Consider the following 16,395-nt stretch of genomic DNA (forward strand, 5'->3'; position numbering starts at 1 on the left):
CCGAGTCTAGGCGGCTCCCCCGGCGACCCGCTGGGATGCGACGCGGGACTGCAGGCGGACCTGCTCCTGGGCCTGCAGGACGTCCTGGACGTCCTGGTGACGGCGGTCGATGACGGCGCTGATGTCCTTCGCCAGGCGCGGGGTCCGCTGCACGATCGCGTCGAGGACCGGGGCCGGGACCGCGAGCACGGACACCTCGGTGGTCGCCACCTGGAACGCCTGCACGACCTCGCGGGTCAGGGCCGTCTGCCCGACGTAGTCGCCGGCTTCCACCTTCGTCGCCAGGAGCTGCGTCCCGTCGAACGGCACCCGCAGCTCGATGCTGCCGCTGAGGACGAACCGGATCACCGTCGGCACGACGCCGGGGCGGGCGATCACCTCGCCGGCCGCGTAGCGCTCGAGCCGCACGGCAGGGGCGAGCGCCGCGCGGTCCTCGTCACCGAGGTACAGGATCGGCGCCACCGCGGCGAGCGCCGCGTCCCGCCGTTCCTCGCTCGCGTGGTCGTCCGTCCCGTCGCCGTCGAGTGCCAAGCCCTCACGGCGGGCGGCGTACCAGAGCCACGTCCGGAACTGCGCGAGCGCCGGTCCCTCCTGGGACGGGCCGCCGACCTCGAACGACACCGTGTACGCCGCGCCGCCGGCCGGCTCAGCCGCCGGCGCGGTGTCCCGCGCGAGCTGCGGCAGGGCCGCTGCGGTGCGCTGCAACAGCGCGACCACGGCCGCCGGGGCGTCGTCCGTCGTGAACGTGACGGACGTCGTGACCGGGAACGTGCCTCCTGTCCGGCTGAGGTTCGTGAACGACGCACCGGCGAGCGACGAGTTCGGGGTGACCAGGATCCCACCCCCGGTGTCGATGTGCACGGACCGCCAGTTCACCTCGACGACCCGGCCACGGGTGCCGCCCACGTCGAGCCAGTCGCCGAGCCGGAACGGCTGCTCGAAGAGCAGGAAGAGTCCCGCGATGACCGGTCCGACCGCGGACTGCAGCGCGAGGCCGATGACGAGCGACCCGACACCCAGGGCGGTGAAGATCCCGCCGACGTCGGCGCCCCAGACGATCTTGAAGACGAGCGCGAGCCCGAGCGCGATGAGCACGATCCGGGCGATGTCGACGAATATCGACGGGACCTTCTCGCGCCACGACCCGGCGCGGGCGTTCGTGAAGAGCAGGACGTTCAACCCGTTCAGCACGAACACGATCACCAGGAACCCGAGGACCGAGGCGATGACCTGGTTCACGACCGGCTGGCCGGGGTCCACCGCATCGGTGACCTGCACGGACAGCACCAGGATCGCGATGATCGGCACGACCGCGTTCCGGAGCAGCCCGATGACCTTGTGCATCGGGTTGTGCCGGCGCTGCAGCGAGGACTGCAGCTCGGTGAGGACGAGCAGCAGCACCGGCAGGCCGACGATCACCGCGATCGACGGCCAGAACCACGACTGCTCCCAGAACGCGGTCACGACGCCACCTGCTCGAGCTTCCAGATGCGCTGCGTGCCGCTCTGGGTGCGGACCTCGCCGGCGTCGACCAGGCCGTCGCGGTCGCCGAGCTTGTCGACCACGCGCTGCGTCGCGTAGACGCCGGCGGCCGGTGCGATGCCCTGCACGCGGTACGCCAGGCTGACCGCGTCGCCCCACATGTCGTAGACGAGCTTCGACCGGCCGACGAGCCCGCTCGTCACCTGCCCGGTGTCGATGCCGGCGCGGAGGCCCACGCGCGAGCCGTGTTGCGCGTTGAAGCGGTCGACGACGCGCTGGGACTCCTCCGCCCAGTCGACCATCCGCCGGACGTTGTCGACCCGGGGAACGCTCAGGCCGCACGACGCCAGGTAGCCCGCCCGCGTCGTGCGCACCCGCTCGACGCCGTACCGACTCGCCGCCTCGTCCAGCGACCGCCACAGGTCGTTGACGAGCGACAGGCTCTCCTCGGCGGACAGGCCACGCGCGAAGTCGTCGAACCCGACCAGGTCCGCGTAGACGACGGCCACGTCCTGGTGGTCGGCCGCGATCGTGTCGTCACCCTGCTTGTACCGCTCGGCGACGTCGGCCGGCATCATCGTGAGGAGCAGCGCGTCGTTCTGCCGCCGCTGCTCGTCGAGCAGGTCCTGCTTCACCTGCAGGCTCCGGCTCATGTCGTTGAAGGCCACCCCGAGGTCGCCGATCTCGTCTCCGGGACGGGTGCGCACCTCGACCCCGAGCTCGCCCGCGCTGACCCGGTTCACGGCGGTCTGCAGCCGTCGGACCGGGCGCACGAACACCTGCGCGAGGAGCAGCGAGAGCAGGCTGACGAGCACGATGATCCCGACGAGGGACAGCCCGAGGTTGCGGGTGAAGTCGTTCACCGGGCCGAACGCCTCGGCAGTGTCGGTCTGCGCGACGACCACCCACCGCAGGCCGTCCACCTCGAGCGGCGCGTACGCGGCGAGGACCTCCTTGCCGCGGTAGTCGGTGCCGATCACCGTCCCGGTCTTCCCCTGCAGCGCCCGGGACGCCGCGGTCGAGTCCACCTCCTGGAGCAGCACCGACCCCTTCACGGCCAGCTGCCGCTCCGCGACGGACGGTGCCGTCCCCGCGGCGACGACGTCCTGCTCGTACTGCCGGGGGTGCTGGAGCAGCTGGCGGGGGTACGACCGCATGAGGTGGTCGGCGCCGACCAGGTACGACTCACCGGTGTCCCCGAGCCCGTCGCCCTTCCAACCCTCGTTGCCGGTCATGACGCTGTTCACGAGCTCGACCGGCACCTGCACGGCCATCACGCCGATGATCTTCCCCTGGTCGCCGACCGGGGACATCACCCACAACGTCGGGACGTTCAGGCTCGGGACGTACCGCGCGAAGTCGGTCACCACGAAGTCGTCGGCGCTCGTCAGCCGGAGGGCGTCCTGGTAGCCGGACGCCAGGTTCGAATCCCGGTACGGCCCGTCGTCCAGGTCCGTCCCGAGGTCCGCGCCGCCGTACGCCGAGTAGACGACGTTCCCGTCGGTGTCCATCAGCAGCAGGTCGTCGTAGCCGACGGTCTCGGTGGCCTGCCGGAAGTACTCCTGGTACTCCGCGTGCGCGGCCGACCACGCGCTGCCGTCGCCCGCGTCGTCTTCCTTGATCGCCTCGTCGTAGTCGGTGAACGGCGCCGTGTACCGCGCCTGCAGGTAGGTCTGCGGGTCCGTCGTCGGGGCGAACTGCTCCGGGTTCGCGGTCTCGCCGGAGCGGGCGTCGAGCTGCGGCACGAACGTGTCGCGGTACCAGCCGTCGACCTTCGCCCGGTCCGCGTCGGTCACCGGCTGACGCCGGAGGTCCTGCCACCCGGCCGTGAAGGCCTTCGTCGCGCCCACGACGCTCGCGTTCCGGGTCTGCGCGACCACGGTCTGCGTGAATTGCGAGAACGAACGCTGCAGCTCGGTGATCCGCGTTTCACGGAGGGACGTCACCTGGTTCGTCGCAGCGGTCTGCAACGAAGACCGGCCGTTCAGGTAGCCCACCGCGCCGACGACCAGCGCCGCGACGATGCTCACCCCGAGCAGCATCACGAGCAGCTTCGACTGGATGTCCAGCGACCCCCGCGAGAACAGGCCGCGCAGGGCGGGTCGGCGCCGCGGCGCCTCCTCGACGACGCGCGGGGCGTCGGGTGCCGCGTCGGCCGCGGGCGGGATCGGATCGGGCTGCGGTGGGACTGCGGTCACGTCGTTCTCCTGGTGGATCGAGGCGCGGGCTGTCAGACCACGGTTACCAGGTGAGGGGTGCTCGGGTGCGGGATCGGCTGTCTGCTCGGCGCGGCTGTCCGCTAGCCGCATCGCGCGGGCGGGCGGGCGGCCGTCGGGTGGACGGGCCGGGGTCCGGACTGGAGGCACGGGGTCGCGTCCGGCGCGTCCGGTGCGGCGCGCAGGTGCCCGCAGCGCGTGGGGCGCCCCGCCGGTTCCTCCGGTGAGCAGAAGACGTCGCCTGCGTCTCCGGCGCGCGACGTCGTCCGCTCACTCGACGGTGCGCGGTGGCGCCTCGGCGGGCGCCTCGGGAGGCCTCGGCGGGCGGGCCGGTGGGCTCCGGGCGGTCAGCGGTCCGCGTCGACCGGGGCGTTCTGCTGCCGGAAGAGCGCCGCGTACACGCCGTCACGGTCGAGCAGTTCGTCGTGCGTCCCGCGCTCGACGATCCGCCCGTGGTCGAGCACGAAGATCACGTCGGCGTCCCGGATCGTCGAGAGACGATGCGCGATCGAGATCGTCGTCCGCCCGGCCGCCGCCGTGTCGAGGGCGGTCTGGACGACGTGCTCGGAGATGGAGTCGAGCGCGCTCGTCGCCTCGTCGAGCACGAGCACCGGCGGGTCCTTGAGCAGCACCCGCGCGATCGCGATGCGCTGCTTCTCACCGCCGGACAACCGGTAGCCGCGCTCCCCCACGACGGTGTCGTAGCCGTCGGGGAACGAGGCGATCGTCTCGTGGATGTTCGCCGCACGTGCCGCACGCTCGAGCTCGGCGTCGGTCGCGTCCGGCTTGGCGTACCGGAGGTTGTCGCCGATCGAGGCGTGGAACAGGTACGTCTCCTGGCTGACGATGCCGACGTGACGCATCAGGTCCTCGTGCTCCAGGTCGCGTACGTCTACGCCTGCGAACCGCACCGAGCCCGAGGACGCTTCGTACAGCCGAGGGACCAGGTAGGAGATCGTCGTCTTGCCCGCGCCCGACGGCCCGACGAAGGCGGCGAACTGCCCCGGTTCGAGCTCGAACGAGACCTGCTGCAACGTGGGTGCGTCGGCCTGGGCGTCCGGGTAGGCGAAGGTGACGTCCTCGAACGCCACGTGCCCGACGCGGCGCTCGTCGACCTTCTGGGCGGTCGGCGCGTCGGTGATGGCGGGACGCAGGTCCAGGTACTCGAAGATCCGGGCGAACAGCGCTCCCGAGGTCTGCAGGTCGAGGACGACGCGCAGCAGGCCCACGGTCGGGAAGAGCAGCCGCGACTGCACCGTGGTGAACGCGACGATGGTGCCGGCGGTGATCGGCACGTTCCCGATGATCAGGTACGCGGCCACCACGTAGATGACCGCGGGGATGATCGACAGGAAGACCTGGACGATGGCGAAGAACCACTGGCCGGACATCTGCTGCCGCACCTGCAACTGGATCTGGTTGCGGTTCTCGTCCCCGTAGCGCTGCGTCTCGCTGCGCTGCTGGTTGAAGGACTTGGCGAGCAGGATGCCGGAGACGCTCAGCGCCTCCTGGGTGATCGCCGTCATGTCGGACAGCGACTCCTGCGTCTGCGCGGCGATCCGCGCGCGGACCTGGCCGACCCGCCGCTGGGCGACGACCAGCAGCGGCAGCAGGACGACCGCGACGAGCGTCATCTGCCAGCTCAGCAGCAGCATCGCGACGATCGCGGCGATGACGGTGACGGTGTTGCCGAGGACGGACGAGATCGTGTTGTTGAGGACGCTCGCGACGCCACCGACGTCGTTCTGCAGCCGTGACTGGATGACGCCGGTCTTCGTGCGGGTGAAGAACGCCAGTTCCATCCGCTGCAGGTGCCCGAAGAGCCGCATGCGCATGGCGCCCATGACCTTGTTGCCGACGGTCGCCGTCAGGTAGGTCTGCCAGATGCCGACGCCGGCACTTGCGATCCAGAGGGCGATCATGCCGCCGACGAGCTCGAACAGCACCGGCAGGTCCGGGCGACCACCCGGCGGGAACAGTCCGCGGTCGAAGGCCTGCTGGGTGAGCAGCGGCGGGATCACCGACAGGGCGGCCCCGACGAGCACGAGCACGACCGTCAGGACGATGGCGCGGCGGTGCGGCACGAACAGTTCCGCGATCCGCCGGACGAGGTGCGGGATGCGCGGTGCCTCGGCGTTGGCGGCCTTCTGTGCCCGGACGTCGCCGCTCGAGATGCGCCCACCGCCGCGGGGCCCACCCGCGGTACCCGGTCGCATCCCGTGGCCCATGCTCATGGGGCAAACCTATCCCCGCCCGGGGACAGTGGCGGGGCGGCCCGTATTTGACCCCGTTCAGGGGCCGTGCGACCATCAGCAGTCCCCTTCCCCGGCTCCACAGAGGTCCCATGACGTCCGCGCCCACCCGCCCCACGTCGCTCCGCCAGCAGCTCGCTCGGCGCAAGCCCATCGAGCAGCTGCAGGCCGAGGCCGCGCGCGGCGTGGACGGTGCGCCGCTCCGCCGCTCGCTCGGCTTGTGGCACCTGACGATGATCAGCGTCGGCGCGACCCTCGGCACCGGCATCCTCGTCGTGCTCGGGACCGCGGTGCCCCTCGCCGGGCCGGCCGTGTGGATCTCGTTCGTGGTGGCCGGCGTCGCCGCGCTGCTCTCCGCGCTGTCCTACGCGGAGATGGCCGGCGCGGTGCCGACGTCGGGGTCGAGCTACTCGTACACGTACGCGACCATGGGCGAGGGCATCGCCTGGGTCTGCGGCTGGTGCCTCGTCCTCGAGTACGCGGTGTCCGTGGCCGCCGTGGCCGTGGGCGCGAGCGAGTACGTCGACGAGACCCTCCGCGTCTTCGGTCTGCACCTGCCGACGGCCCTCGCGGCTCCCCCCGGCGACGGCGGGGTCGTCAACCTGCCCGCGGCGCTCCTGGTCCTGCTCGCGACGGCGGTCCTGTTGCCCGGGGCCCGCGAGAGCGCCTGGGTCAACACGCTGATGGTCGTCGTGAAGATCGCCCTGCTGGTGTTCTTCGTCGTCGTCGCGTTCACCGCGTTCCGCGCGCAGAACTTCGAACCGCTCGCCCCCATGGGGGCCGCCGGCGTGACCGCTGCGGCCTCGCGCCTGTTCTTCTCGTACATCGGGTTCGACGCCGCGTCGACCGCCGGGGAAGAGGCGAAGGACCCCCGCCGCGACCTCCCCCGCGCGATCATCGGATCGATCGCGCTCATCACCGCGCTGTACATCCTCGTGGCGATCGCCGCGATCGGAGCGCGCTCGTGGACGTCGTTCTCCGCCGACGAGGCCTCGCTCGTCCGCATCGTCGTCGACGTCACCGGCCAGCCCTGGGTCGCGCTCGTGTTCTCCGTCGGCGCTGTGATCGCGATCGCGAGCGTCGTGCTCACCGTGCTCTACGGCCAGACCCGCATCCTGCTGACCATGGCGCGGGACGGACTCGTGCCGAAGCTCTTCGGCCGGGTCTCCCACCGCACCGGCACGCCCCTCATGGGCACCCTCGTGGTCGGCGTCGTCGTGACCGTCGTCGCGGCGCTCGTCCCGCTCGGGGAGCTCGCCGACGCCACGAGCATCGGCACCCTCGTCGCGTTCGCCCTCGTCAACGTGTCGGTGCTCGTCCTGCGTCGCAGCCGGCCGGACCTCGAGCGCTCGTACCGCGTCCCGCTGTTCCCGGTCGTCCCGGTGCTCGGCACGCTCTGCTGCGTCCTGCTCGCCGTGTTCCTCGGAGCCGGCACGTGGATCGCCTTCGGGCTGTGGATGCTCGCCGGTGTGGTGCTCTACCTGGCCTACGGCCGCCGCCACAGCACCCTGCGCTGACGCGCGCGGCGGCCGCGCCCTGCTGCGTCCTCACGCGCTCAGCGACACCTCACGCGCCGGTCAGCCCGTGACCTGTCGCTGAGCCCGTGACATCCGTCCTCCACACAGCCGGTCGCTGCGGAGGTCGTGCACCGGTCCCGCCGATCACACCCCGGACCCGCCCGGGCACGGCCACGATCGGCGCATGCACGAACACCGGAAGCGCGCACCGATCCTCCGGACGTCCCCCGCCGACCCGGCGACCGCTCGGACCCTGCAGCGTCGGCACGCGGCGGACAGTCTCGTGCGGCTGCTGCCCGGGGTGTTCATCGAGCGCGACGTGTGGGACGGCCTCGCCCTCCACGAACGACATCTCACCCGCGCCCGTGCCGTCGCGCCGCTGCTGCGTCCCGGTTCCGTCTTCTCGCACGGGACAGCCGCGATGATCCACGGCTGGCCCTGGATCGGGGACGTCGACGATCGGCTCCACGTGCTCGATCCGAACGCAACGGTCATCCAGCACCGAGCTGGTGTCATCCGTCACCCCGGCGTTCCGCGGACCGCCGTCGACCCCGCGGCGTTCGATGGCGTTCCCGCCTCCTCGGCCCTCGACACGGCCGTGATGCTCGCGACGTCGTGCGCGCTGCACGTCGCAGCGGTCGCCGTCGATGCCGCCGTCCGCCGCAGGCAGGTCCGGATCGACGAGCTGCAACAGCACGTCCCCCGACGGCCAGCCCGTGGGTCCGTCCGCGCCGCCGCCGTGCTCGATGCGCTCGACCCGCTCCACGAGTCCGCCGGGGAGTCCTTCGCCGCCGCACGGTTCGTCGAGCTGGGCATGCCGCCGTGGGTGAGCCAGGCGCTGGTACGGCACGCCGACGGCACGATCGACCGGCTCGACTTCTGGTTCCCGTCCCTGGGGGTGGTCGTCGAGTTCGACGGGCGACAGAAGTACGTCGACCCGACGATGCTGGACGGACGCGACCCCGGCGACGTGCTCTGGGCGGAGAAGCGTCGCGAGGACCGGGTCCGGGCGCTGCCCGCCGTCCGTACGGTCGTCCGGGCGACGTGGTGGCACCTGGTCGAGCTCGACCGACTCCGAGCGCTCTTCCGCGCACACGGCGTCCCAGTGTGAACCGGAGCACCTCACGCGCTCAGCGACACTTCACGCGCGCCTGCCGCCGTGAAGTGTCGCTCAGCGCGTGAACTCCCGCCCGACCCGCGCCGCCGCGCGCACCCCGCGCCCCGCACACGACGAAGGCCGCCACCCCGACGGGCAGCGGCCTTCGTGACCAGAAGGTCGGAACTACGCGAGCTCGACCGTGGCGCCGGCGGCCTCGAGGGCCTCCTTCGCCTTGTCGGCCGTCTCCTTGTTGACACCCTCGAGGATCTTGGCGTCGGCGGTCTCGACGAGCGCCTTGGCCTCGCCCAGGCCGAGCGACGTGAGGCCACGGACCTCCTTGATGACCTGGATCTTCTTGTCACCGGCCGACTTGAGGACGACGTCGAACTCGGTCTTCTCCTCGACCTCCTCGGCGGGGGCAGCGGCGCCACCGGCCGCGGCGACCGCGACGGGGGCAGCAGCGGTGACCTCGAAGACCTCCTCGAACTTCTTCACGAAGTCCGAGAGCTCGATGAGCGTGAGCTCCTTGAAGGCCTCGATGAGCTCGTCCTGCGAAAGCTTCGCCATGATTTTCTCCTACTACTAGCTAGTACGTGTGGTTGATGAACGCGTGCCTGGTCAGGCCGCGGACTCCTGCTTCTCGCGGAGGGCGTCCACGGTGCGGACGGCCTGCGAGAGGGGTGCCTGGAACAGGTACGCAGCACCGAACAGCGAGGCCTTGAAGGCGCCGGCGAGCTTGCCGAGCAGGACTTCACGGGACTCGAGATCGGCGAGCTTGTCCACCTCGGTCGCGGTGAGCGGGTTACCGTCGAAGTAACCGCCCTTCACCACGAGCTGGGGGTTCGCCTTGGCGAATGCACGCAGCGACTTCGCGACGGCGACGGTGTCACCGTGGACGAAGGCGAGAGCGGACGGACCGGCGAGCTCGTCGTCGAACGACGTGATGCCGGCGTTGTTCGCCGCGATCTTGGTCAGCGTGTTCTTCACCACGGCGTACGTGGCGTGCTCACGGATCGAGTTGCGGAGCTCCTTGAGCTGCGCGACCGTGAGACCGCGGTACTCGGTGAGCAGAACGGCGTTCGAGCTCTGGAATGCATCCGTGAGCTCGGCGACCGCAGCTTCCTTGTTCGCCATGGTTCTCCTTGGGGGTTTCTTGCCGGCTAGCCCCAGGACCCCGTACATGGAAAAAGCTCCGGCGCAGAGGCTCGGAGCTGCTCCCCCGTGAAGAGGAGAGGGTCTGAACACCTGCGCTGGCTGCCCCACGAGTGAGGACCTTCGGTCTGTGCGCGAGCGCACAGACGACCGGCGGTCTTTGGCTTCGAGAACGGTACCACAGGACGAGGGTGGCGACCAACCCACGGACGGGAGGCACGTGGCGGGCCCCCTCCGCGCCTCCAGCCCGTCAGGCGGTCGCCGCCACCACGTCGGCGGGCACGACCGGACGCGTGCTCGGCAGGTGCACCGTGAACACGGTGTCCCCCGGCACGCTCGCGACCGACACCGTCCCGCCGTGCGCCTGCACGACCGCGTCGACGATCGCGAGCCCGAGCCCGGTCGACCCCGCACTCCGCGACCGCGAGCTGTCCGCCCGCGCGAACCGCTCGAACAGCTTCGGCAGGAACTCCGGGTCGATGCCCTGCCCGTCGTCCCGCACGGTCAGGTCCACACCGCCGGCCGCCGGGGCCAACCCGACCGTGATCCGGGTGCCGTCCGGGGTGTGCGTCCGCGCGTTCGTGACGAGGTTGACGATGACCTGGTGCAGCCGAGCCGCGTCACCGGGGACGACCACGGGCTCGTCCGGGACCTCGACGGCGATCTCGTGCGCCGGCGAGGCGGCGTGCGCGTCGTTGACGGCGTCGAACACCAGGCCGGTCAGGTCGACCTCGGCGAACTGGACCTCGCGGCCCTCGTCGAGCCGGGCGAGCAGGAGCAGGTCCTCGACCATGCTCGTCATCCGGAGCGACTCGGACTCGATCCGGCCCATGGCGTAGACGACGTCCGGCGGCAGGTCGCCGCCCATCCGTCGGGTGAGCTCGGCGTACCCGCGCACCGACGCGAGCGGCGTGCGGAGCTCGTGCGAGGCGTCCGCGACGAACTGGCGGACCTTCTGCTCCGAGCGCTCGCGGGCCTGCATGGCGTTCCCGATGTGCCCGAGCATCCGGTTGAACGCGGTGCCGACCCGGCCGACCTCGGTCCGGGGGTCGGTGTCGGGGACGCGGACCCCGTCGAGCGCGTCGCTCCGCTCGAGGGGCATCCGTGCCACGGCCGAGGCGGTCTCCGCGACGCGCTCGAGCGGCCGGAGCGACCGGCGGACGACGACGGCCGCGACGAACGACGCGACGAGGAGCGCGACCACGGTGACGACGAGGACGACGCCGAGGAGCTTCCACACGCTCTCGTACACCGGGGCCATCGGCAGGCCGACGACCAGGACCGCGGTCCCGAGCGACACCGCGGTGACGCGGTAGCGCCCGAGGTCACCGCCGAGGTCGACGGTGTGCGGGAGTCCGTCGACGGTCACGCCGCCGAGCGGCCGGACGACGTCCGTGCCGATGCGGTCGACCGCCCCGTCGTTGTCGAGCACGGTCCCGACCGCCACGTCGCCGTTCAGGAAGTAGACGGTGAGCGTGCCGGCGGCCTGCCCGCTCGGACGGCCGATGTCGATCCCGGGGCTGCCACCGCCCTGCTGCTCGACGGACCGCTGCGCGCGGCTCGTCGCGTACTGCAGCTGCTGGTCGATCGCCGAGCGCTGGATGGACGCGAGCGCGAGGATGCTGCCGGCACCGATCACCGCGCTCACGGCGACCACGAGCGCGACGATGCTCAGGACGAGCCGGCGGCGGAGCGTCACGACGTCGGCTTGATGACGTACCCGACGCCCCGGACGGTGTGGATCATCGGGGTCTCGCCGGCGTCGATCTTCTTGCGCAGGTACGAGATGTAGATCTCGACGACCGAGGACTTGCCGCCGAAGTCGTAGGACCAGACGCGGTCCAGGATCTGCGCCTTCGAGAGCACGCGGCGCGGGTTGCGCATGAGGAAGCGGAGCAGCTCGAACTCGGTGGCGGTCAGCTCGATCGGGCGCCCGGCGCGGGAGACCTCGTAGGACTCCTCGTCGAGCACGAGGTCGCCGACGACGATGCGGGAGTCCCCGGCCTCGGAGATCGAGATCTGCGACCGACGGATGAGCCCGCGGAGCCGCGCCACGACCTCCTCCAGCGAGAACGGCTTCGTGACGTAGTCGTCGCCGCCGGCCGTGAGCCCGGTCACCCGGTCCTCGACGGAGTCCTTCGCGGTGAGGAACAGCACCGGGGTGTCGTCGTTGTTCTGCCGGAGCCGACCGAGCACCTGCAGCCCGTCGAGGTCCGGCATCATCACGTCGAGCACCATCGCATCGGGCTTCCACTCGCGGGCCGTGGCGAGGGCCTCCTGCCCGCCGTTCGCGCTCTTGACGTCCCAGCCCTCGTAGCGGAGCGCCATCGACAGCAGGTCGGTGAGGCTGGCCTCGTCGTCGACGACGAGGATGCGCAACGGGGATCCGTCGGCACGGGAGAGACGCGGGGCTGCTGCGGGCTGGGAGATGGTCACGTCTTCGAGTATCGAGCAATTCCTATGAGCCGTCTGTGCAGCACCCCTCCGCGCTCTGTGGATCGCCGGGCAGGGTCCGAAGGGTCCGCTCCGTAGCGTCGGCGACATGCTCCAGTCCCCCGCATGGCCCGCTTCTGCGCGGGACGTCGCCACCGCGGACGTCGAGGCCACGGCCGGGAGGCACGGTGCCACCCCGGTCGATCGGCTCGCGGTCGCGCGGACCCTCGCGTCCACCACCCCGGTCATCACCGCCGGCACGTCGGGCGCCGTGTTCGCGACGCTCGCCGCGGTCGCCGCCGCGGACGTCGCCACCGCTCGGACGGTCGAGCCGCACCTCGACGCGCTGGCGATCCTCGCGCAGGCGGGTGTGCCGGCTCCGGCAGACGCCACGTTCGGCGTCTTCGCCGCCGAGGCCCCGGGGCTCCGCGTCGACGCGACCGAGGGCGGTGCGGGGGTCTTCCGGCTCGACGGGACGAAGCCGTGGTGCTCCCTGGCGTCGACGCTCTCGCACGCCCTGGTCACCGCGCACGTCGGCGACGACCGGCAGCTCTTCGCCGTCGACCTCCGTCAGCCTGGGGTGACGGTGCACGACGAGGCCTGGGTGGCCAGGGGCATGCCGGACGTCCCGAGCGGGCCGGTCGACCTCGTGGACGTCCGGGCCGTCCCGGTCGGTGGGCCCGGGTGGTACCTGACCCGACCGGGGTTCGCCTGGGGCGGCATCGGTGTCGCGGCCTGCTGGTGGGGTGGTGCGCTCGGGCTGGCCCGGGTCCTCCGGTCCCTCGCGGCGACGCGGCCGGACTCGGAGTTGCTGCAGGCGGCGCTCGGCGCGACGGTCATCGACCTCGCCGACGCCGAGGACGCCCTGGCCGCGGCCGCCGCCCGCATCGACGGCGCCGACGACGACACCGACTGGTCCTTCCTCGCTCAGGTGACCCGGTCGCGGGTGCGCCGGGCCGTCGACGCCGTCCGCGAGCGTGTGGTCCGCACGGTCGGTCCGGCGCCGCTGACCGCGGACCGCGCCGTCGCCGCGCGGGTCGCCGACCTCGAGCTGTACGTGCTGCAGGACCACGGGGACCGGGACCTCGCCCGGATCGGCCGCAAGGTCCTCGAGCACGGCGGTGTCGCGTGGTGAGCTTCGACCACCGGGACCCCGGCACCGATCCCGCCGTCTGGACGACCTTCCTCGCGGGTCTCGACCCGGACAGGGTCGACCTGCGTGGGACCGGGTCGGTCGTCGTGGTCGCACCGCACCCGGACGACGAGACCCTGGGCGCCGGCGGACTCGTCGCGACCGCGGCCGACGCCGGGATCCCGGTGCACGTGCTCCTCGGCACCCGCGGCGAGCGCTCCCACCCCGACTCCCCCACGACGACGCCCGCGGCGCTGGCCGAGCGTCGTGGCGCCGAGTTCCGTGCGGCGCTCCGGGTGCTGCACCCGACCGCGACCGCCACCGAGCTCGACGTGCCGGACGGCGGGGTCCGCGAGCACGCCGAGGTCCTCCGCGAGGCGCTCGTCCGGCGGCTGGCCGGGGCCGTGCGCCCGACGCTCGTGGTCGCACCCTGGCGGGGCGACGGGCACCGGGACCACCGCGTCGCGGGCGAGGTCGCCGAGCAGGTCGTGGCCGCCACCCCCGGGGCGACGCTCCTGGCGTACCCGATCTGGGCGTGGCACTGGGACGCGCCCCCCACCGATGCCGACGCTCGTGGCGCTGATGCCGCTGATGCCGCTGCCGCTGCCGCTGCGATGCCGTGGTCGCGGGCGCGCGCGCTGCACCTCGCCGCCGCCGTGCGAGACCGCAAGGCGCGGGCCCTCGATGCCCACCGGTCGCAGACCCGACCGCTCTCCCCGGCGCCCGGCGACGAGGCGGTGGTGGACGCCCGCCATGCCGCCCACCACCTGCGCGCCGAGGAGTGGTACTTCGCGCCCGTGCAGTCGAGGTCGCGCGAGTCGTTCGACGCGCACTACGCCCGGAAGCCCGAGGGCTGGGACTTCGAGGGCTCCTGGTACGAGCGGCGGAAGCGCGCGGTGACGCTCGCGGCGCTCCCCCGCGAACGCTTCCGGTCGGCGCTCGAGCTCGGGTGCGCCACCGGCGTCCTGACCGCCGCGCTCACCGAACGGGCGGACTACGTCCTCGGCACGGACCTCGCGGCGGCGGCGCTCGAGCGCGCCCGACGCCGCGCGCCGTCGGCCCGGTTCGCCCTCGCGGCGTTCCCCGGGGAGTGGCCGGAGGGACGCCGGGACCTCGTCGTCCTCAGCGAGGTCGGCTACTACCTGTCCCCGGACGACCTCGACCGGACCGTGGACCGGGTGCTCGACACGCTCGACGACGACGGGGTGCTCGTCGCCTGCCACTGGCGGCACGCGGACGACCACGCCGTGTCGGACGGCGACACGGTGCACACCGCGATCGCCCGGCGGTGGCCGAGACCGGCGCTCGTGCAGCACGTCGAGCCGGACTTCGTGCTCACGGTGTTCCCCGGTGCCGCGGTGCCCTCGGTCGCGCGTGCGGAGGGGCTCGTCGGGTGAGCGGTCACCGCATCGACGTCGTGGTCCCCGCGCACGACGAGGAGACCACGATCGGCCGGTCGCTCGCGGCGCTGGCCGTCGCCGTCCGGACCGTTCGACGGGCCCACCCGGGCACCGCGGTCGGCGTGACCCTCGTGCTCGACGGCTGCACGGACGGCACGGCCGCTGCGGTCGACGCCGCGGTCCGCACGGATCGGACCTGGGCGGACGGCACCCTCGCGGTGCACACCTCGGACCGGGTCGGGGTCGGTCGGGCCCGGGCGCTCGGCGTGCTGCTCGCCCGACGCCCGGTGGCCGCGGACGTGCCGCCGTCCGGACACTGGTTCGCCCACACCGACGCCGACTCGCGGGTGCACCGGGACTGGCTCGTGCAGCAGGCCGACGTGCTGGTCGACGGCGGCCACCTGCTCGTCGGCGCGGTCGTGCCCGACCCCGACGACCTGGAACCCGAGGTGCTCCGGCGCTGGCGTGCGGCCCACCCGCCCGGGTCGACGCTCGGCCACGTGCACGGCTCGAACCTCGGGGTCCGGGCGGACGTCGACCGAGCGGTCGGCGGGTTCGATCCCGTACCGGAGCACGAGGACGTCCGACTCGTCGAGCGGGCCCGAGCACTCGGCTTCGACGTCCGCGCGACGACCGCGCTGCCCGTCGTCACGAGCGGCCGCTTCGACGGTCGGACGCCCGGCGGGTACGCGGAGCACCTGCGCCGCACCTACGGCGACGCCGGCTGAGCGGAGCCGGGCTCGGCGGTCACGCCACCGGGTAGTCGCAGTACGCGAACCACGTCGAGTCGGGCGACCACGGCGGCACGTTGACCGTGCCCTGGCCACCGTGGAGCGCGACGAGGGTCTCCGGCACGACGGCCACCCGCGCGCCGCGGGTCAGCACACCCGGGAGCAGCCGGAGCTCGACGGGGTGGTCGGCGGGGTGGCCCTGCACACCCGGTCCGTAGGACAGGTAGAGCAGGTGCTGCCCGTCCGGCGACAGGTGCGGGAACCAGTCCACCCGCTCGTCCGCGGTCAGGCGGACCGGGCCGCCGCCGTCGAGTCGGAGCGCCGCGAGCTGCGCGGTCCCCGGGGTGAAGCGCTCGGTGTTGAACAGGACGGTACGGCCGTCCGGGGTGATCGCGCAGCCGTCGTCCGGGTGCGCGTCACGGGTCAGGAACGTCGTGGCGCCGGAGGCCGGGTCGACGAGCGCGACGTCCGTCGTCCAGACGCCGTCGACCGCGCGCTCCCCCACGATCGCGGCGAGGGCGCTGCCGTCCGGGGCGATGCCGTGCAGGTAGTACTTCCGGACGACCGGCAGCACGGCAGCGGTGTCGGTCAGGCGCTCCGCCGAGCCGCCGTCCGGCAGGGGCACCCGGTACAGCTCCCCGTCGCGGGCGCTCACCACGACGGAGGTCCCGGAGGGGTCGAGCACGTGGTCGTTGTTGATCTCCGTGACACCGGGCATCGCCACACGGACGAGCGCGGACTCGTCGAGCACGACGTCGCTGCCGGGCTCGGGCAGGCGCAGCAGCCAGAGGTCACCGTCGCCGTTCAGCACGAGGGTGCGCTCGTCGAGCACGTTCGGCGCCTCGACGAGGACGGCCCGCGACGCGAACACGGGTCGGCTCGTCCGCGTCGCGAGGTCGTACACGTGCACACGGCTCGTCTGTCCGGGCAGCAGTTGCCGCCCGCGGGTGGTGTCGGTCATGCGTCCATCCTGTCGTCGTC

General features: G+C 72.5%; 13 protein-coding genes. 5 read left to right on the top strand and 8 right to left on the bottom strand.

From position 1 onward, the window contains the following. Positions 1 to 6: 6 nt before the first annotated feature. The 3 genes from DEU32_RS05545 to DEU32_RS05555 form a co-directional block, all read right to left on the bottom strand. Positions 7 to 1,464: a mechanosensitive ion channel domain-containing protein gene (locus DEU32_RS05545; protein ID WP_114849686.1), complete on the bottom strand. Its 1,458-nt coding sequence runs from the start codon at positions 1,462 to 1,464 to the stop codon at positions 7 to 9. Beyond that, entirely contained in the window at positions 1,461 to 3,680 is a 2,220-nt protein-coding gene (locus tag DEU32_RS05550; RefSeq protein ID WP_181819202.1) for an adenylate/guanylate cyclase domain-containing protein, read from the bottom strand. The genes DEU32_RS05545 and DEU32_RS05550 overlap by 4 nt, the downstream gene beginning before the upstream one ends. Before the next feature lie 365 nt (positions 3,681 to 4,045). Then, positions 4,046 to 5,932, bottom strand: coding sequence for an ABC transporter ATP-binding protein (locus DEU32_RS05555; protein ID WP_258554789.1), 1,887 nt, complete (start codon positions 5,930 to 5,932; stop codon positions 4,046 to 4,048). A gap of 110 nt (positions 5,933 to 6,042) precedes the next feature. On the opposite strand from DEU32_RS05555, the gene DEU32_RS05560 reads away from it, so the two are divergent. Both DEU32_RS05560 and DEU32_RS05565 read left to right on the top strand, forming a co-directional pair. Then, positions 6,043 to 7,467: an APC family permease gene (locus DEU32_RS05560; protein ID WP_114849688.1), complete on the top strand. Its 1,425-nt coding sequence runs from the start codon at positions 6,043 to 6,045 to the stop codon at positions 7,465 to 7,467. 184 nt (positions 7,468 to 7,651) lie between these two features. Then, complete coding sequence (locus tag DEU32_RS05565; RefSeq protein WP_114849689.1) at positions 7,652 to 8,578, top strand: hypothetical protein; 927 nt, start codon at positions 7,652 to 7,654, stop codon at positions 8,576 to 8,578. Positions 8,579 to 8,749: 171 nt separating this feature from the next. Here the strand turns inward: DEU32_RS05565 and rplL are convergent, their stop codons facing one another. From rplL to DEU32_RS05585, 4 genes are all read right to left on the bottom strand, one after another. Then, the gene (gene rplL / locus DEU32_RS05570; RefSeq protein WP_114849690.1) at positions 8,750 to 9,133 is read right to left on the bottom strand and encodes a 50S ribosomal protein L7/L12; all 384 of its coding nucleotides are present in this window, start codon (positions 9,131 to 9,133) and stop codon (positions 8,750 to 8,752) included. A 51-nt stretch (positions 9,134 to 9,184) separates the two neighbouring features. After that, the gene (gene rplJ, locus DEU32_RS05575) at positions 9,185 to 9,700 is read right to left on the bottom strand and encodes a 50S ribosomal protein L10 (RefSeq protein ID WP_058741931.1); all 516 of its coding nucleotides are present in this window, start codon (positions 9,698 to 9,700) and stop codon (positions 9,185 to 9,187) included. Positions 9,701 to 9,968: 268 nt separating this feature from the next. Further along, the gene (locus DEU32_RS05580) at positions 9,969 to 11,417 is read right to left on the bottom strand and encodes a cell wall metabolism sensor histidine kinase WalK (RefSeq protein ID WP_114849691.1); all 1,449 of its coding nucleotides are present in this window, start codon (positions 11,415 to 11,417) and stop codon (positions 9,969 to 9,971) included. After that, a complete protein-coding gene (locus DEU32_RS05585; protein ID WP_114849692.1) occupies positions 11,414 to 12,154 on the bottom strand; it encodes a response regulator transcription factor in 741 nt (246 codons plus the stop codon). The genes DEU32_RS05580 and DEU32_RS05585 overlap by 4 nt, the downstream gene beginning before the upstream one ends. Before the next feature lie 106 nt (positions 12,155 to 12,260). Between DEU32_RS05585 and DEU32_RS17090 the strand changes: the two genes are divergently transcribed. The 3 genes from DEU32_RS17090 to DEU32_RS05600 are packed head-to-tail and all read left to right on the top strand — an operon-like array spanning position 12,261 to position 15,411. Continuing rightward, a complete protein-coding gene (locus DEU32_RS17090) occupies positions 12,261 to 13,286 on the top strand; it encodes an acyl-CoA dehydrogenase (protein WP_181819203.1) in 1,026 nt (341 codons plus the stop codon). Further along, positions 13,283 to 14,680, top strand: a complete 1,398-nt coding sequence (locus DEU32_RS05595; RefSeq protein ID WP_258554790.1) for a bifunctional PIG-L family deacetylase/class I SAM-dependent methyltransferase — start codon at positions 13,283 to 13,285, stop codon at positions 14,678 to 14,680. The genes DEU32_RS17090 and DEU32_RS05595 overlap by 4 nt, the downstream gene beginning before the upstream one ends. Continuing rightward, positions 14,677 to 15,411 carry a glycosyltransferase family 2 protein gene (locus DEU32_RS05600; protein WP_181819204.1) on the top strand — a complete coding sequence of 245 codons (735 nt, stop codon included), beginning with the start codon at positions 14,677 to 14,679 and terminating at the stop codon, positions 15,409 to 15,411. Before DEU32_RS05595 ends, DEU32_RS05600 begins: the two co-directional genes overlap by 4 nt. A gap of 19 nt (positions 15,412 to 15,430) precedes the next feature. Here the strand turns inward: DEU32_RS05600 and DEU32_RS05605 are convergent, their stop codons facing one another. Continuing rightward, a complete protein-coding gene (locus tag DEU32_RS05605; protein WP_114849695.1) occupies positions 15,431 to 16,375 on the bottom strand; it encodes a biopolymer transporter Tol in 945 nt (314 codons plus the stop codon). Between the last annotated feature and the right edge of the window lie 20 nt (positions 16,376 to 16,395).

It is taken from the genome of Curtobacterium sp. AG1037 (assembly GCF_003349855.1).
GTDB lineage: Bacteria > Actinomycetota > Actinomycetes > Actinomycetales > Microbacteriaceae > Curtobacterium > Curtobacterium citreum.